This window comes from Bradyrhizobium sp. WSM1743 (genome assembly GCF_000473065.1).
In the GTDB taxonomy this organism is placed as follows: domain Bacteria; phylum Pseudomonadota; class Alphaproteobacteria; order Rhizobiales; family Xanthobacteraceae; genus Bradyrhizobium.
Window position 1 is genome coordinate 25982 of the sequence record NZ_AXAZ01000012.1, and the last position, 15340, is coordinate 41321.

The 15340-nt window shown below is 65.2% G+C and carries 15 protein-coding genes; 8 read left to right on the forward strand and 7 right to left on the reverse strand.

Annotated elements, in window-relative coordinates; genetic code table 11:
• Positions 1-164: 164 nt before the first annotated feature.
• Positions 165-2408: a cation:proton antiporter gene (locus YU9_RS0109945; protein ID WP_027572682.1), complete on the reverse strand. Its 2244-nt coding sequence runs from the start codon at positions 2406-2408 to the stop codon at positions 165-167.
• A 535-nt stretch (positions 2409-2943) separates the two neighbouring features.
• A complete protein-coding gene (locus tag YU9_RS0109955) occupies positions 2944-4116 on the reverse strand; it encodes an MFS transporter (RefSeq protein ID WP_027572684.1) in 1173 nt (390 codons plus the stop codon).
• Between the two features lie 61 nt (positions 4117-4177).
• On the opposite strand from YU9_RS0109955, the gene YU9_RS0109960 reads away from it, so the two are divergent.
• Positions 4178-5029, forward strand: coding sequence for a helix-turn-helix transcriptional regulator (locus tag YU9_RS0109960; protein ID WP_027572685.1), 852 nt, complete (start codon positions 4178-4180; stop codon positions 5027-5029).
• A gap of 226 nt (positions 5030-5255) precedes the next feature.
• The gene (locus YU9_RS0109965; RefSeq protein ID WP_027572686.1) at positions 5256-6608 is read left to right on the forward strand and encodes a malonyl-CoA decarboxylase; all 1353 of its coding nucleotides are present in this window, start codon (positions 5256-5258) and stop codon (positions 6606-6608) included.
• 127 nt (positions 6609-6735) lie between these two features.
• On the opposite strand, the gene tarD is transcribed toward YU9_RS0109965, so the two are convergent.
• The 5 genes from tarD to YU9_RS0109990 all read right to left on the reverse strand — a co-directional run bounded on the left by tarD (position 6736) and on the right by YU9_RS0109990 (position 10670).
• Entirely contained in the window at positions 6736-7905 is a 1170-nt protein-coding gene (gene tarD / locus YU9_RS0109970; RefSeq protein ID WP_027572687.1) for a D(-)-tartrate dehydratase, read from the reverse strand.
• A gap of 138 nt (positions 7906-8043) precedes the next feature.
• Positions 8044-8286 carry a DUF3297 family protein gene (locus YU9_RS0109975; RefSeq protein WP_035730878.1) on the reverse strand — a complete coding sequence of 81 codons (243 nt, stop codon included), beginning with the start codon at positions 8284-8286 and terminating at the stop codon, positions 8044-8046.
• Between the two features lie 11 nt (positions 8287-8297).
• Positions 8298-8774, reverse strand: a complete 477-nt coding sequence (locus YU9_RS0109980) for a glutathione peroxidase (RefSeq protein WP_027572688.1) — start codon at positions 8772-8774, stop codon at positions 8298-8300.
• 2 nt (positions 8775-8776) lie between these two features.
• Positions 8777-10177, reverse strand: a complete 1401-nt coding sequence (locus YU9_RS0109985) for an amidase family protein (RefSeq protein WP_027572689.1) — start codon at positions 10175-10177, stop codon at positions 8777-8779.
• 235 nt (positions 10178-10412) lie between these two features.
• Entirely contained in the window at positions 10413-10670 is a 258-nt protein-coding gene (locus YU9_RS0109990; protein WP_027572690.1) for a hypothetical protein, read from the reverse strand.
• Between the two features lie 262 nt (positions 10671-10932).
• On the opposite strand from YU9_RS0109990, the gene pqqA reads away from it, so the two are divergent.
• From pqqA to pip, 6 genes are all read left to right on the forward strand, one after another.
• Positions 10933-11013: a pyrroloquinoline quinone precursor peptide PqqA gene (pqqA, locus tag YU9_RS41230; RefSeq protein WP_036017213.1), complete on the forward strand. Its 81-nt coding sequence runs from the start codon at positions 10933-10935 to the stop codon at positions 11011-11013.
• A 118-nt stretch (positions 11014-11131) separates the two neighbouring features.
• The gene (gene pqqB / locus YU9_RS0110000) at positions 11132-12061 is read left to right on the forward strand and encodes a pyrroloquinoline quinone biosynthesis protein PqqB (RefSeq protein ID WP_027572691.1); all 930 of its coding nucleotides are present in this window, start codon (positions 11132-11134) and stop codon (positions 12059-12061) included.
• Between the two features lie 20 nt (positions 12062-12081).
• Positions 12082-12837, forward strand: coding sequence for a pyrroloquinoline-quinone synthase PqqC (gene pqqC, locus YU9_RS0110005; RefSeq protein ID WP_371259137.1), 756 nt, complete (start codon positions 12082-12084; stop codon positions 12835-12837).
• A gap of 12 nt (positions 12838-12849) precedes the next feature.
• Entirely contained in the window at positions 12850-13161 is a 312-nt protein-coding gene (pqqD, locus tag YU9_RS0110010) for a pyrroloquinoline quinone biosynthesis peptide chaperone PqqD (RefSeq protein ID WP_027572693.1), read from the forward strand.
• Positions 13158-14351, forward strand: coding sequence for a pyrroloquinoline quinone biosynthesis protein PqqE (pqqE, locus tag YU9_RS0110015; protein ID WP_027572694.1), 1194 nt, complete (start codon positions 13158-13160; stop codon positions 14349-14351). The genes pqqD and pqqE overlap by 4 nt, the downstream gene beginning before the upstream one ends.
• Positions 14341-15327: a prolyl aminopeptidase gene (gene pip / locus YU9_RS0110020; protein ID WP_027572695.1), complete on the forward strand. Its 987-nt coding sequence runs from the start codon at positions 14341-14343 to the stop codon at positions 15325-15327. The genes pqqE and pip overlap by 11 nt, the downstream gene beginning before the upstream one ends.
• Positions 15328-15340: the final 13 nt, after the last annotated feature.

The window sequence follows — 15340 nt, forward strand, 5'->3', positions numbered from 1 at the left end:
CGCGCTCAGTGTAACCTTTCCCGCGTGCGGGAGAGGTCGGCGCGCAGCGCCGGGTGAGGGCTTTCTCCTCTGGGAGACTGTCCCAATGCGGAGACAGCCCTCTCCCCGGCCCTCTCCCGCAAGCGGGAGAGGGGGTGCACCGTCCGCGCAGATATAGCTTGCCCTCAAGCCTTCTCCGCCGGCGCCTGCTGCGCCTCGCCGCTCGACACCAGCAGCACGGACACCTTCGATTGCCTCAGCACGGCGTCGGCGACGCCGCCGAAGGAGAGATGGTCGGCCTGGATGCGATCGACGCCCATGACCACGAGGTCGACGTCGGTGGTGTCGATCTCGCGCAGGATCGCGGCCTCCGGCGCCCGGTTCAGCCGCAGCGTGGTGGTGATGTCGACGTCGTAGCGGGCCGCGAGATCGCTGGTGTCCTTGAGTATGCCCGTCTCCTGGCTCAGTCCGCGCGAAGTGCCACGCTGTGCGCCCTTGTCGCGCGTCGTCGCCACATAGATCACCCGCAGCGAGCCTGAGCCGGCCAGCGCCACCGCGACTTCGGCGCCGCGCTTGGAGACGCCGCTGCCGGAAACGGGAACCAGGATGTTGAGCGCGTCGGGCTTCGGCTGCTTCAGATGCTTGCCCTTGCCCACGACAATCGCGAGCGGTCCTTCAAACTGCGCGGCGATGTCGTCGATCCTCCGATCGAAACGGTCCTTGGTCGCGATCACCTTGTCGATGCCGACGACCAGGAGGTCGAAGCCCTTGCGGGCCTCGTCGGCAATGGTCTCGCCGAGCTCCGCGCGGCCGGTGCGGGTGACGACGTCGATGGCATCGCCATTTCCGGAGACGGTTTCGGCGGCCTTCTTCACCACGGCTTCGTGACTCTCATGGCGGTCCTTCTCCTGCTCGTTGGGCCGCTGGCCGATATGCAGGACGGTGATCGGCAGGCCGCGCATGCCGGCGATCAGGCCCGCGACGTGGGCTGCGAAGGTGGCGTTGGAGCTTTCGTCCACCGCCAGCAGGGGACGCTCGAGATTGGCGATGAAGCCGCGCTTCTCGAATTCTTCCCGCTCCAGCCGCTCCTTCTCCTCCTTGCTCATCGGCAGCCTGGCCAGCGCCCCGCGCAGCATCGGCGGCATCGCCATCGTGGTCACGATCGCCATGGTCACGATCATCGTGAACAGGTTCTGGCTGAGCACGCCGATGGAGAGGCCGATGGTGGCGATGATCACCTCGGTCGAGCCGCGCGCGTTCATGCCGCTGGCGAGCGCCAGCGACTCCCTGGCATTCAGCCCGCCCACGGTGCCGCCGACGAAGGCGCCCCCGAACTTGCCGACGCTGGCGATCACGACGAGGAGCCCGGTGAGCATCAGGAGGTCGGGATCGCGCAGCACCGAGAGATCGGCGCTGAGTCCGGCGAGACCGAAGAACACCGGCATGAAGAAGCTCGAGATCAGCCCGCGCAGGCGCTCGTCGATCTGCCGCGTCAGGATCGGGGATTCGCCGACCAGGATGCCGGCGACGAAGGCCCCGAGCACCGTATGGACGCCGATCAGATGCGTGATCAACGCCATGACGCTCATCAACAGCAGGATCACGGTGATGACGGGCGCCGCGCTGACAAGCGTGTCGTTGGCCCAGCGGATCAGCTGGAACACCAGGCGGCGGCCGATGGTGAAGCTGACGGCAAGGAAAGCGAGCGTCCCCAGCACGGCTTTCGCCACCGAAGCGATATCGAGCGTGCCGTGCGAGGCCAGGCTGAAGATGACGGCGATGATAATCCAGCCGATGGTGTCGTCGATGACGGCGGTCGCGACGATGATCTGCCCGACATTGCGCCGCATGAAATTCATCTCGCGCACCACCACGGCGACGATCTTCACCGAGGAGATCGACAGCGCCGTGCCCATGAACAACGACGCCACCAGGCGCTCCTGCGGATTGGGCAGCAGCGCATCCGGCAGGAACTCGCCGAGGGTGAAGCCGCAGGCGAAGGGCACCAGAATGCCGGCAATCGAGATCGCGATCGCGGCCCTGCCGACCTTCCGGACCAGCTTGAGATCGGTCTCCATGCCGGTCAGCAAGAGCAGCAGCAGAATGCCCACCTGCGCGATGCCGTCGATCATCGCCTTCTGCTCGGGCGTCTTGGGGAAGATCGCGTGCTGCGCCTCGGGCCAGATCCAGCCGAACAGCGACGGCCCCAGCATGATGCCGGCGAGCAGTTCGCCCATCACCGAGGGCTGGCCGATCCGCTGCATGATCTCGCCGAGACCGCGGCCGACCGCCATCAGCAGCGCGATCTGCAGGATCAGGAGGAATTCGGAGGGCCCGGCCGATTTGCCGGCTTCGGCGCCGGCCGCAATGGTGGTGAGGACAAGCGCCGCGGGGACAAGGCCGACCGGTCGGAGCAGGCGCGATCGCATGCAGGTTTCTTTCCCCCTTCATCTGCCCCGGTGTCGGGGCCACAGAGGATAGAACCCGCGGAAGGCGGAGCCGGTTCCGCTGCGCGCGGCGGGGTTCAAAAACGAAAAGTGCGAAAACAACCCCATGCACAGTAGAGATGAGGTTGAAAAAGCCCGCGAATTTCGGTCTTGCCGAAACGGCTTGCTCCGTCGGGCAAAACACTGGCAGAATGGCATCGTGGGTGGCAGGGTGCCTCCTCATCCCCCCGCGCAGCGAAGCAATCCAGAGTCCCTCCGCGGAAAGGTTCTGGATTGCTTCCGCCTTCGCCGAGGCTTCGGCGGACAAGTCGCTGCGCTCGCAATGACGAGTGGAGAGAGTCCCAACCTTACGCCCCGCTCGTGCCCCGGACGCAGCGCAGCGCCACCCCGGCGATGCGAAGCATCGTCCGGTTCGGCGGTGCGCTGCTGAGCCGGGGCCCATGTCTCGATGGAATTCGCGGCCTCTGGGTCCCGGATCGGCGCGCGCTTGAGGCGCGCTTGTCCGGGACACGAGATTTCATGCCGCCTGCGGCGTCCTGATCTCGCGCGGCAGGATCAGCGCGGCGGCGATCGCGAGCAGGCAGAGCGCAGCGAAGGCGTGCAGCATGGTGACGAAACCGCCCTGCTCGTAGAGCCAGGCGACCAGGCCGACGGACGCGCCGGCCGCGGTGAAGCCGACGAAATAGCGCACGGCATAGGCGCGCGAGCGCCATTCCTCGGTGGTGTACTTGCCGACCATGGCGTCGTTGACCGTGACCTGCCCGAACGCGCCCATGACGATGCCGATCGAGACCACGATCAGCGGCAGGTTGGACAGGCTCGCAGCCAGATACAGGAACGGCGCCAGCATGAAGGACAGCGGCAACGCCACCGTCTTCAGCGAATAGCGGTCGAGCAGCCGGCCGATCGTGTACTGCGTCATCGCGCCGAACACGTAGACGCCGGCGGCGATGACCCCTAACAGCGCCGGGCTCTTGGTGAGGTCCGCGAGCCGCTCGGCGAACAGCTTTGGCAGCGCCACGTTAACGGCATTGAACGTTGTCGAGATCGCGATCACCACGATCAGCAGCGCCAGGATCACGCGCCACATGTCCTGCTTTGCCACCCGCGCCTGCGCTGCCGCCTGCTTCGAGCCCTTGCGATCCTCGTGCACGACGCTCATCGCGAAGCCGATGCCGATCAGGACCGTGACCACGCCGGGAACGATGAAGGTAAAGCGCCAGCCGAGATATTGGCCGATCACGCCAGTGACCAAGGCCGACGACGCCACGCCGAGATTGCCCCAGACGCCGTTGATGCCCATCTCACGGCCGAGCCGGTCGGCATAGGACACGATCATGGCGGTGCCGACGGGATGATAGATCGAGGCAAACATGCCGATCGCGAGCAGCGCGGCGCCGAGCTGCACGGGTGTGTGCACGAAGCCGACCGCGATCATGGAGGCGCCGATGCCGACGAAGAAGATCAGCATCATATGGCGGCGGCTCCAGCGGTCTCCGAGCCAGCCGGTGAGCAGCGAGCCCGCGCCGAAGGCAACGAAGCCCGGCGTCGCGTAAGGCAAAAGTTCCGAATACGCCATGCCGAGCGCCGGGCCCATGATGATGACCGCGGCGGCGAAGATCAGCATCGAATAATGGTCGATGAAATGGCCTGCATTGACGAAACTGATGACCCGGCTGGGACTGTTCATACGGAATCCTCTCCTACTCCGAAAATGAGTTATATGTCGTGGCCATGACGGGATGCTGCCAATGACTGTCTTGGAAACGCCAATCCTCCGGGAGGTCCGGAGCAATCACCGCTCGCCCGCGGGCGTACACCTGGTCGCCCGCGATTATCCCAAGGCGATGCGGATCGAGCCGCACCTGCACCGCGAGGCGCAGCTGATCTATGCCGCGAAGGGCACGATGCAGGTGACGACGCCCGGGGGACGCTGGCTGGTGCCGCCGGACCGGGCCGTCTGGGTGCCGGCCGGGCTCGAGCATGCCATCGACCTGCTCGCCGACATCGAGATGCGCACGCTGTATTTCGACCTGGCTTGGCTGAAGCGCGAAAAGCGCTATGAGGGATTGACCAGGGAATTCGTGGTGCGGGTGTCGCCGCTGCTCAATCAGGCGATCCTGGCGCTGTTCGACGCGCGCAACACCGAGGAGCGCACCGAGCTCCTGGTCCGCCTGGTGATGCTGGAATTGCACCAGGCCGAGGATTCCGCGACCTTCGTGCCGCTGCCGCATGAGCCGCGCTGCCGCCGGGCCGCGATGATCGTGCTCGACGATCCCACCGGCCTGCACGACATCGACACGCTGGCGCGCGAGGTCGGAACCTCGGCGCGCACACTGTCACGGCTGTTTTCGAGCGAGACGCAGCTGAGCTTCAAGAGCTGGTGCCAGCGCGCGCGGATCGCGGCGGCGATCGAGCGCCTGTCGACGGATGCCAGCGTGTCGATGAAGCAGCTCGCGACCCAGCTGGGTTATGCCAGCGTGCCGGCGTTCTCGGCCGCGTTCCGGCAGGTGACGGGGCGCACGCCGACGGAGTTTGCCACACACTCGGTGTCATCGCCCGGCTTGACCGGGCGATCCAGTACTCCGAGACGGCGCGGCTAGAAACGAGAAGCCGCGGCGTGCTGGATGCACCGGTCAAGCCGGGGCATGACAGCGCGCTTTGGAATGAGCACTGCCTGCCATATCAATCTCCCCGCCCGGGCATGACGGCATTCTCCAAACGCAGGCCCCAACTAAAGATGCCGCATTCCCCTGCTTGATTGTGATCGGCTTCCACCCAAATCCCATGTAAGCTTCCGCAACGCACAAACCTGAATCGAAAGCCCAGATGGCCAACGCGTTCTTCTCCGACCTGCTCGCCACCATCTCCGAGCGCGGGCGCACGCTGCTTCGCCGCGGCGACGCCTCGGACACCAAACGGGATGCCGATGGACTGCTCGAGCTCTGCGGCGCGCTGCTGTCCGGCCGGGGCGAAGCCTCCGGCACCGCCATGGCGCGCGAGGTGCTCGATCTCTATCAGGAGCTGGACGCGGCGGGACGCCGCGCCTTTTTCGAAGGACTGGTGCACTTTTTCGGCCCCGACCGGGAACGATTGTCCAAGGCAATCGAACAATGGCGCGCCAAGCCGACCGATGAGGATGCCAGCGCGCTGCACTTTGCCTCCGAGCCGCGGCGGCAGGAGCTGATCCGCCGACTCAACCGCGCGCCGGGCGGCACCGGCGACCTCGTCAACATGCGCGCCGATCTGCTCGGCATGATGAACGGACACACCGATCTCGCCGCGCTCGACCGCGACGTCTCGCATCTTCTCTCTTCGTGGTTCAACAGGGGGTTTCTCGTGCTGCGCAGGATCGACTGGTCGACCCCGGCCAACATCCTCGAAAAAATCATCCGTTACGAAGCCGTGCACGAGATCTCCGACTGGGACGATCTGCGCCGCCGCATCGATCCGGTCGACCGCCGCTGCTACGCCTTCTTCCATCCGGCGATGGTGGACGAGCCGCTGATCTTCGTCGAGGTGGCGCTGACCGAGACCATCCCCGGCGCGATCGCGCCGCTGCTCGCGGTCGACCGCCAGCACCTTCCCATCGCGAAGGCGCGCACCGCCGTGTTCTACTCGATCTCCAACACCCAGCGCGGCCTTGGCGGCATCTCCTTCGGCAGCTTCCTGATCAAGCAAGTGGTGGAGGAGCTGCGCCGCGAGCTCCCGAAGCTCGACAGCTTCGTGACGCTGTCGCCGGTGCCCGGCTTCATGGCATGGGTGAAGCAGGACAAGGACCTGCCGCTGTCGGACGAGGACCGCGAGGCTCTGAAGCGCCTCGACGATCCCAAATGGTTCGAAAGCCCCGAGACAGCGGCGCTGCTCCGCAACGTGCTGGAGCCGCTCGCCGCCTATTACTTCCTGAAGGCGCGCACGCCGAAGGGCCGGCTAATCGATTCCGTCGCCCGCTTCCATCTCGGCAACGGCGCAAGACTCGAGCGCATCAATTGGCTCGGCGACCTCTCGCCCAAGGGCATACGCGAGTCCGCCGGCGTGATGGTCAACTACCTCTACCGCCTCGACGACATCGAGAAGAATCACGAGGCCTACGCCAATGACGGCGAGGTGGTGGCGTCGAGCGCGGTGAAGAAGCTGCTGAAGGGCGAAGGGCGAAGGCTGCTGGATATGCGGTTGTCGTAACGAGGCCGCCCGGCTCGCGCCACGGCGTCATTGCGAGCGCAGCGAAGCAATCCAGGCTGCGACCTGCGGAAAGACTCTGGATTGCTTCGCTGCGCTCGCAATGACGGAGTGTGGGGCGACAGTAGGGCTACTCCGCCAGCGCCTTCATTTCCTTGTAGAGATCGGACTTGCCTTCGAAGCCGATGCCGGGAAGATCGGGCATGGTGATGTGGCCGTTCTCGACGCGGACACCGTCCGGGAAGCCGCCGTAAGGCTGGAACAGGTCGGGGTAGCTTTCGTTGCCCCCTAAGCCGAGGCCGGCGGCGATGTTGAGTGACATCTGGTGGCCGCCATGCGGGATGCAGCGGCTCGGCGACCAGCCGTGGGTCTTCAGCACCTCCAGCGTGCGCTGGTATTCGCACAGGCCATAGGACAGCGCGCAGTCGAATTGCAGCCAGTCGCGGTCGGGGCGCATGCCGCCGTAGCGGATCAAATTGCGGGCGTCCTGATGGCTGAAGAGATTCTCGCCTGTGGCCATCGGGCCGGGATAGAACTCGGCGAGCGCGGCCTGTAGCGCGTAGTCGAGGGGATCGCCGGCCTCCTCGTACCAGAACAAGGGGTAATCGCGCAGCATTTTCGCGTAGGCGATCGCCGTCTCCAGATCGAAGCGGCCGTTGGCGTCGACGGCGAGCTGCGCGTCGTTACCGATCTCCTTCAGCACCGCCTCGATGCGGGTGCGGTCCTCGTCGATATCAGCGCCGCCGATCTTCATCTTGACGACGTTGTAGCCGCGGTCGAGATAGCCGCGCATCTCGCCGCGCAGCATCGAGAGATCCTTGCCGGGATAGTAGTAGCCGCCGGCGGCGTAGACGAAGACGCGCGGATTGGCGGTGACGCCGTGACGTTCGGCGAGCAGGCGGAACAGCGGCTTGCCGGCAATCTTCGCCACCGCGTCCCACACCGCCATGTCGATGGTGCCGACCGCGACCGAGCGCTCGCCATGGCCGCCCGGCTTCTCGTTGGTCATCATCGCGCCCCAGACCTTGTCGGGGTCGAGATTGTCGCCGGCGCTATCCAACAGCGACTTCGGATCAGCTTCGAGAATACGCGCGGCGAAGCGCTCGCGGATCAGGCCGCCCTGCCCGTAGCGGCCGTTGGAGTTGAAGCCGTAGCCGATGACGCGCTTGCCGTCGCGCATGACGTCGGTGACGACGGCGACGAGGCTCGTCGTCATCTTGGTGAAGTCGATATAGGCGTTGCGGATCGGCGAGGAGATCGGTTTGGTGATCTCGCGGACGTCGACGATGCGGATGGACATGGGGCTGGCCTTTGGTGGTTATTATCGTCATTGCGATCGAAGCGAAGCAATCCAGAGCGTCACCGCGGAAATAGTCTGGATTGCTTCGTCGCAAGGGCTCCTCGCAATGACGAGGAGAGAGCGGCGCACTCAGCCCACCTACTTCTTATCCCGGAAATACGGCTCGACCGGGCCGTGCACCTTGATGGTCAGCGGATTGCCGTAGCGGTCCTTGGCGTTCCCTGCGGTGACGCGGACCCAGCCCTCGCTGATGCAGTACTCCTCGACATTGGTCTTCTCGATGCCCTTGAAACGGATGCCGACGTCGCGCGCCAGGATGTCCGCGTTGTAATAGGGGCTGTTCGGATCGACCGACAGGCGGTCCGGAAATTCGTCGCTCATGATTGTCTCGCTCACAACAGTGTTTCGATTTGCTGCCGCAATCCTTCGGGCCGTGCGGTCGGCGCGTAGCGCGCGACCACCTTGCCGGCACGGTCCACCAGGAATTTGGTGAAATTCCATTTGATGGAGGCGCCGAGAAGCCCGGATTGCTGGCGTTTCAGGTACTCATACAGAGGATGCGCCTTCGGCCCATTGACGTCGATCTTCTCGAACAGCGGGAAGGTGACGTCGTAATGGGTCGAGCAGAACTCCTGGATCTCGCTCGCCTGCCCCGGCTCCTGCGCGCCGAACTGGTTGCAGGGAAAGCCGAGCACCGCGAAACCGCGCGGGGAGAGATCGCGATAGAGATCCTCAAGACCGCGATATTGCGGCGTGAAGCCGCATTTGCTCGCGGTGTTGACAATCAAGAGCACCTGCCCCTCGAAGCGGCGCATCGGCACCTCCTCGCCGGCAAGCGAGTTGGCCTTGAAGTCGTAGATGGCGGTCATCGCTAGCCCACGGGATCGATCGGCGACGGCGGCACGCCGCCGGCCTCGATCGCTTCGCCCGCAAGCAGACAAAGGTCCTCGCGGTAGCGGCCGGAGACGATGTGCACGCCGACCGGCGCCTTGCCGACGAGTCCGGTGGAGACGACGAGGCCCGGCAAACCCATGAAGGGAATCGCGATTTGCGGCAGCTGCGCTTCCCAGACGCGCTTGAAGGATTCGTTGTCCTTGCGGTCGAGATGATCCGGGAACGGCAATTCGCCGGAGACCGGCGTCAGCAGCACCGCATATTGTTCGAAGAACAGCATCCATTCGCGCGTCAGCGTGGCTCTCCGGGTCAGCGCCTTGGCGTAATTGGCCTGGTCCATCGGCGTGACCCTATTGCGGTTGCCGCGCAGGCAGGCCAGCGCGCCGGGATCGCCCTCGCGCTCGGCCATCTCGAGCTGCGCCTCATAGCCGTCGCCGAGCCAGAGTTTTATTTGCCACTCCACCGCCTCGCGCATCGGCGGCGTGTCCGCGATGATGTCGACAGTCCAGCCGGCACGTTCGAGGCGCTTGCCGGCATCGCTCACCGCCGCCTTCACCTCCGGCGTGGCGGCAAGGCCGCCCGGATTGAGGCAGAGCGCGGCACGCTTTTCCCGTGCGGGTCCTTGCAGCGGCACCGGCACGAACCAGGGGTCGCGGATGTCGCGGGCCGACATCGCTTCGAGCGAGATCCGCAAGTCATTGACCGTCCGCGCCAGGGGGCCCGACACCGCCATGATCTGCGGCCCGATCGGGCGCTCCGGCAGCGCCGGGTTGAAGGCGGGGATGCGGCCGAGCGTCGGGCGCAATCCGTGCACGCCGCAGGCATAGGCGGGATAGCGGATCGAGCCGGCAATGTCGGTGCCATGGGCAATGTGGCCGATGCCGGCCGCGACCGCCGAGCCGGCGCCGCCGGAGGAGCCGCCCGGGGTCAGCGAGGCATCACGGGGGTTCTTGGTGTCGCCATGGATCAGATTGGTGGTGAACCAGCGGTAGGAGAAGGCCGGGCAATTGGTGCGGCCGAGCAGGATGGCGCCGGCTTTGCGGAAATTGGCGACCACCGGATTGTCCTCGCGCGCGATCACGTCGCGCTGGAGCTTCAGGCCGTTGGTGGTGGCAAAGCCTTCCTGGTCGACATTGGCCTTGATGGTGACGGGGACGCCGGCGAGCACCCCGGGATCCTCGCCCCGTGCGATCGCGGCATCGACGGCATCGGCCTGCTTGAGCACGTCGTCCGGCCGGTGGTCGATCACCGCGTTGAGCTGGGGATTGACGGCATCCAGGCGCGCCAGACCGGCCTTGGCGGCCTCCCTGGCGGACACCTTTTTGGACTTGACGAGGGTGGCGAGGTCGGCAGCCGACAGGCGCCAGAGATCTTGCATGGCTTGCTCCGTGTAACCGGCGTCTTTTAACGCCGGCAACGCGGCAAAGCCATGCGGATTTCGCGGGGGTGAAGGGCGGGTTTGGTGCCGGGCGGTGCCTTATTCGCCGTCATTGCGAGGAGCCCTTGCGACGAAGCAATCCAGACTGCCCCCGCGGAGGGATTCTGGATTGCTTCGCTTCGCTCGCAATGACGGTGGAGGGAGCTGCGTGCCCCTGACGTAGCCTTGCGCCCGTCTAATGCTTCGTCGCCGACTGGTCCGGCAGGTCCAGCAGGGCCTCGGTGAAGGGAAACTCCAGCACGATCTCGCCGTCGGCGTCGGTCACCTCGATGACTGCCTCCAGCAGGGCCCGTTGGGTGCCTTCCGACTTCACGACTTCAAGGATCATCTGGCGCGCGACCTCCCAGGCGCGATCGGGGTTGCGCAGGTCCTCGCCGTCAGGATCCACGATCAATTCGTCGCCGATACGGGTGTTGAAGAAATATCTGGGCATGCCTGATCCAATGGGGTCGCCTGTAGTCGAATAGAAGCCGTTCCATACTCACAACTCGTTTATACCGACAGGGATCACGACCTATCGGCGATTTTGCGTACGGCTTCGTTCATCTTTACGGCGGCAATGCGCTCACTTTGCAGTGCAACAATTCCGCTGACCTAATACCTAGGTCGGGAAAATTTCACTGGCGAACTTTTCCGCCAGCATTAGTTTAACGGGCGGGCGGATACGTCCCGAATTCGCAAGATGGAGAGCCGAAATGGCCTGGAAAGCCCCGAAGATCGTCGAAGTGCCCTGCGGCATGGAAATCAATATGTATGTGAGCGCCTCCCGCAAGTAAGCGGTTGGTGAGATCGCGTTCTGCGCAGGTGGATCTTTCGGTCACGATGCATTTCCGGAAGACGGGATTTGTGTCGGCCTGAGACCCACCTCGCGAATTTGCCTCCAGGAGACGGATCATGCTTCGCGTCGTCGTCCTGGGCGCCGGGGCCGGCGGCGGAGTTCCGCAATGGAATTGCGGCTGCGAGGGCTGCAGAGCGGCCCGCAGCGGCGGCCACGAGCTTCAAAGGACCCAAGCCTCGATCGCCTTCAGCGGCGACGGCGAGCACTGGTTCCTGATCAACGCCTCTCCCGACCTGCGGCAGCAATTGAATGCCACGCCACAGCTGCACCCCAAGGCGGGCGCACTGCGTCACACGCCAATTGCGGGCGTGATTTTGACCAACAGCGAAGTCGATGCGGTGGCGGGCCTGCTGTCGATGCGCGAGGGTTCGTCCTTCACGATCTATGCGCATGAGAAGGTGCTGGCGATCCTCGGCGCCAACAGCATCTTCAACGTGCTGAACGAGAAGAACGTGCGGCGCCAGCCGATCGCTCTTCGCGAGCCGTTCGAGCCCCGCCTGCCGGATGGTGCGCGCTCCGGCCTGGAGGTGCTGCCCTTCGCGGTGCCGGGCAAGTCGGCTTGGTATCTGGAAGGCAAGGTGCATCCGGGCGGCGAGAGCGGCGACGGCGACACGCTGGGCCTGAAGATCACCGACAGGGCCACGGGCAAGTGCTTCTACTTCATCGCGGCCTGCGCCGAGGTGACCGACGCGCTCAAGGCCGAGATCGATGGTGCCGCGCTGGTGTTCTTCGACGGCACGGTCTGGCGCGACGACGAGATGATCAGGGCCGGCCTCGGCCACAAGACCGGCAAGAGCATGGGACATGTCGCGATGTCCGGCGACGACGGCGCCATCGCACGGCTGGCCGACCTCAATATCGACAGGAAGCTGTTTCTGCATATCAATAACTCGAATCCGGCGCTGCTGCCCGGCTCGCCCGAGCGCAAGGCTGCGGAGCAGGCGGGCTGGCAGATACCCGCTGACGGAACGGAGATCGTGCTGTGAATGCCGCGTCACTGACTGGAATGACCGCGCTCTCGATCGGCAAGGACATCAAGCTCACGAGCGCCGAGGAGCTCGAGGCGACGCTGCGCCATATCGGGGCGACGCGCTATCACAGCCTGCATCCGTTCCATAAGCTGCTGCATGGCGGCAAGCTGAACAAAGGCCAGGTGCAGGCTTGGGCGCTCAACCGCTACTATTACCAGAGCACGATCCCGATCAAGGACGCGGTGGTGATCTCGCGCTTCCGCGACCGCGCCACGCGCGTGGAATGGCGCCACCGTATCGAGGACCATGACGGCGATGTCGGCTCCGAGGGCGGCATCGAGCGCTGGCTCAAGCTGACCGAAGGCCTCGGGCTCGACACCGCTTACGTGGAATCCAACGAAGGCATTTTGCCGGCGACGCGCTTTGCGGTGGAGGCCTACGTCCACTTCTGCCGCGAAAAAAGCCCGCTGGAGGCGATCGCCTCCTCGCTCACCGAGCTGTTCGCGCCGAACCTGCACGAAGAGCGCATCTCCGGCATGCTGGAGCATTACGACTTCGTCAACCCCGAGATCATGAGCTACTTCAAGCGGCGGCTGGCGCAGGCGCCGCGCGATGCCGGTTTTGCGCTCGACTATGTCAAGACGCATGCCACGACGCCGGAGCAGCGTGCGCTTGTGTGCAACGCGCTGATCTTCAAGACCAACGTGCTGTGGGTGCAGCTCGATGCCCTCTATCATGCCTATGTCGAGGGCCACATTCCGCCGGGCGCCTTCGTGCCCAAAGCGGGCTGAAGAGGAACAGTAATGGCCGGGCCGCGTCATATCAGCGTCAGCGAGACAAGCCGCCCCGTGCTGCCGCGGCATGCCAAGCTGAAATATGACGAGACGCGACAAGTCTGGGTGATCCTGGCGCCGGAGCGGGTGCTGGCGCCGGATGAGATCGCGGTCGAGGTCTTGCAGCTCTGCAACGGTGAGCGCAATGTCGGCGACGTCGCCGATCAACTGGCCGCGAAATACGCCGCGCCGCGCGAGGCGATCCTGGCCGACGTCATCGTCATGCTGCAGGATCTCGCCGACAAGGGCTTTCTCACCGAGGCCCGGGAGAAGACGTCATGAGCGATTTGCTCGGCAACATCCCGCCCGACACCAGCGACAGCCTCGCGGTGCTGGAGAAGCAGCGCTCGACGGCGGAGGCTTTTGGTATCCCGCTCGCCGTGCTGCTCGAGATCACCCATCGCTGCCCGCTGCAGTGCCCCTACTGCTCCAACCCGGTCGAGCTCGACCGCTCCGGCAAGGAGCTGACGACCGACGAGTGGAAAAAGGTCTTGAGCGAGCTCGCCGAGATCGGCGTGCTGCAGGTGCATTTCTCCGGCGGCGAGCCGACGGCACGCAAGGACCTGGTCGAACTGGTGAAGCATGCCAGCGACGCCGGCCTCTACACCAACCTGATCACCTCAGCCGTGCTGCTGACGCGCGAGCGGCTGAGCGATCTCGCGGATGCCGGGCTCTGTCACGTGCAGATCTCCTTCCAGGGCGTTGAGGAAGGCCTTGCCGATCGCGTCGCCGGCTACAGGAACGCTCATCGCAAGAAGCTCGAAGTGGCGAAATGGACGCGCGAGATCGACCTGCCGCTCACCGTCAACGCGGTGATGCACCGGCAGAACCTGCACCAGCTCCCCGACGTCATCCAGATGGCGCTCGATCTCGATGCCGACCGGCTCGAGGTCGCCAATGTCCAGTATTACGGCTGGGCGCTGAAGAATCGCGCCGCCTTGATGCCGACGGTGGCGCAGCTCGACGAGTGCACGCGCCTCGTCGAGGAGGCGCGCGAGCGGCTCAAGGGCCGGCTGACGATCGACTATGTCGTGCCTGACTATTACGCGCTGCGGCCGAAGAAGTGCATGGGCGGCTGGGGCCGGCAGTTCTTCAACATCTCGCCGGCCGGCAAGGTGCTGCCCTGCCACGCCGCCGAGAGCATCACCGGGCTCGAGTTCGAATCCGTGCGCTCCAATCACTCGATCGCCTGGATCTGGCAAAACTCGGACGCCTTCAACCGCTATCGCGGCACCGGCTGGATGAAGGAGCCCTGCAAATCGTGCGAGTTCCGCGAGATCGATTTCGGCGGCTGCCGCTGCCAGGCCTTTGCGCTGACGGGCGATGCGGCCAACACCGACCCGGCCTGCGCGCTGTCGCCGCTGCACGAGACCATCTTCAAGCAGGCCGAGCGCGAGGCCGAGGGCGAGACCAACCGCTTCCTCTACCGTAACTTCGCCGGCGGCACCCTGGAATCCGAGAATGACGCCTGACGCCGACGCAGCCAGCTCGGTCAGGCGCGCCGATCCCTTTGCGCCGCTGACCTCGGACATGCTCGACGTCGGCGACGGCCATGAGCTCTATGTCGAGAGCATCGGGCGCGCGGACGGAATCCCTGCGGTGTATCTGCATGGCGGACCCGGCAGCGGTTGCCAGCCGGACCATCGCCGGCTGTTCGATCCGGACCGCTTCTGCGCCGTGCTGTTCGACCAGCGTGGCTGCGGCCGCAGCCGTCCCAAGGGATCGCGCGAGCACAACACCACGGCGCATCTGATCGCGGACATGGAGAAGATCCGCGAGAAGTTCGGCTTCGAGCGCTGGATCGTGGTCGGCGGCTCCTGGGGCGCGACGCTGGCGCTGGCTTATGCAGAGGCGCACCCCGAGCGCGTCTCGGGCATCGCGCTGCGCGCGACGTTTCTCGGCACGCGGGCCGAGGTGGAGGCGGCCTTCACCTCGCGCCTGTCGCAATTCCATCCCGCGCTCTACGAGGATTTCCTCAGCGTGCTGCCGCGGGAAGAACGCGAACGGCCGGTGGAGGCCTATTGGCGCCGAGTCCTCGATGCCGACCCGGCAGTGCACGGTCCTGCCGCGCGGGCCTGGCACGACACCGAGCGCACGCTCTCGGAGCACAAGCCCGCAAAGACACGGCTGGACCTCGCCTCGCTCAACGTGTGGCGGACGCTGCCGGCGACGCCGTTCATGGAGGCGCATTATTTCGTCAATGACAGCTTCATGAGCGAGAACCAGCTGCTGCAAAACGCGGGCCGGCTCGAAGGCATTCCCGGCATTATCGTGCAGGGGCGCTATGATCTGTTGTGTCCTCCTGCGACATCCCAGGCCCTTGCGAAAGTCTGGTCCGGTTCCGAGCTTCGCATCGTGGAAGAGGCCGGACATTCGCTCTATGATGGCGGCGTGAGGGACGCCGTCATGAAGTCGATTGCGGACCTCGCGTCGAAGATCGGGCGATGAGAGGACAAGAAGA

What these genes read in the sequence shown, in the direction of transcription:
- YU9_RS0109945 (WP_027572682.1), bottom strand. Translation starts at nt 2,408, where the DNA reads ATGCGATCGCGCCTGCTCCGACCGGTCGGCCTTGTCCCCGCGGCGCTT.
- YU9_RS0109955 (WP_027572684.1), bottom strand. Translation starts at nt 4,116, where the DNA reads ATGAACAGTCCCAGCCGGGTCATCAGTTTCGTCAATGCAGGCCATTTC.
- YU9_RS0109960 (WP_027572685.1), top strand. Translation starts at nt 4,178, where the DNA reads ATGACTGTCTTGGAAACGCCAATCCTCCGGGAGGTCCGGAGCAATCAC.
- YU9_RS0109965 (WP_027572686.1), top strand. Translation starts at nt 5,256, where the DNA reads ATGGCCAACGCGTTCTTCTCCGACCTGCTCGCCACCATCTCCGAGCGC.
- tarD (WP_027572687.1), bottom strand. Translation starts at nt 7,905, where the DNA reads ATGTCCATCCGCATCGTCGACGTCCGCGAGATCACCAAACCGATCTCC.
- YU9_RS0109975 (WP_035730878.1), bottom strand. Translation starts at nt 8,286, where the DNA reads ATGAGCGACGAATTTCCGGACCGCCTGTCGGTCGATCCGAACAGCCCC.
- YU9_RS0109980 (WP_027572688.1), bottom strand. Translation starts at nt 8,774, where the DNA reads ATGACCGCCATCTACGACTTCAAGGCCAACTCGCTTGCCGGCGAGGAG.
- YU9_RS0109985 (WP_027572689.1), bottom strand. Translation starts at nt 10,177, where the DNA reads ATGCAAGATCTCTGGCGCCTGTCGGCTGCCGACCTCGCCACCCTCGTC.
- YU9_RS0109990 (WP_027572690.1), bottom strand. Translation starts at nt 10,670, where the DNA reads ATGCCCAGATATTTCTTCAACACCCGTATCGGCGACGAATTGATCGTG.
- pqqA (WP_036017213.1), top strand. Translation starts at nt 10,933, where the DNA reads ATGGCCTGGAAAGCCCCGAAGATCGTCGAAGTGCCCTGCGGCATGGAA.
- pqqB (WP_027572691.1), top strand. Translation starts at nt 11,132, where the DNA reads ATGCTTCGCGTCGTCGTCCTGGGCGCCGGGGCCGGCGGCGGAGTTCCG.
- pqqC (WP_371259137.1), top strand. Translation starts at nt 12,082, where the DNA reads ATGACCGCGCTCTCGATCGGCAAGGACATCAAGCTCACGAGCGCCGAG.
- pqqD (WP_027572693.1), top strand. Translation starts at nt 12,850, where the DNA reads ATGGCCGGGCCGCGTCATATCAGCGTCAGCGAGACAAGCCGCCCCGTG.
- pqqE (WP_027572694.1), top strand. Translation starts at nt 13,158, where the DNA reads ATGAGCGATTTGCTCGGCAACATCCCGCCCGACACCAGCGACAGCCTC.
- pip (WP_027572695.1), top strand. Translation starts at nt 14,341, where the DNA reads ATGACGCCTGACGCCGACGCAGCCAGCTCGGTCAGGCGCGCCGATCCC.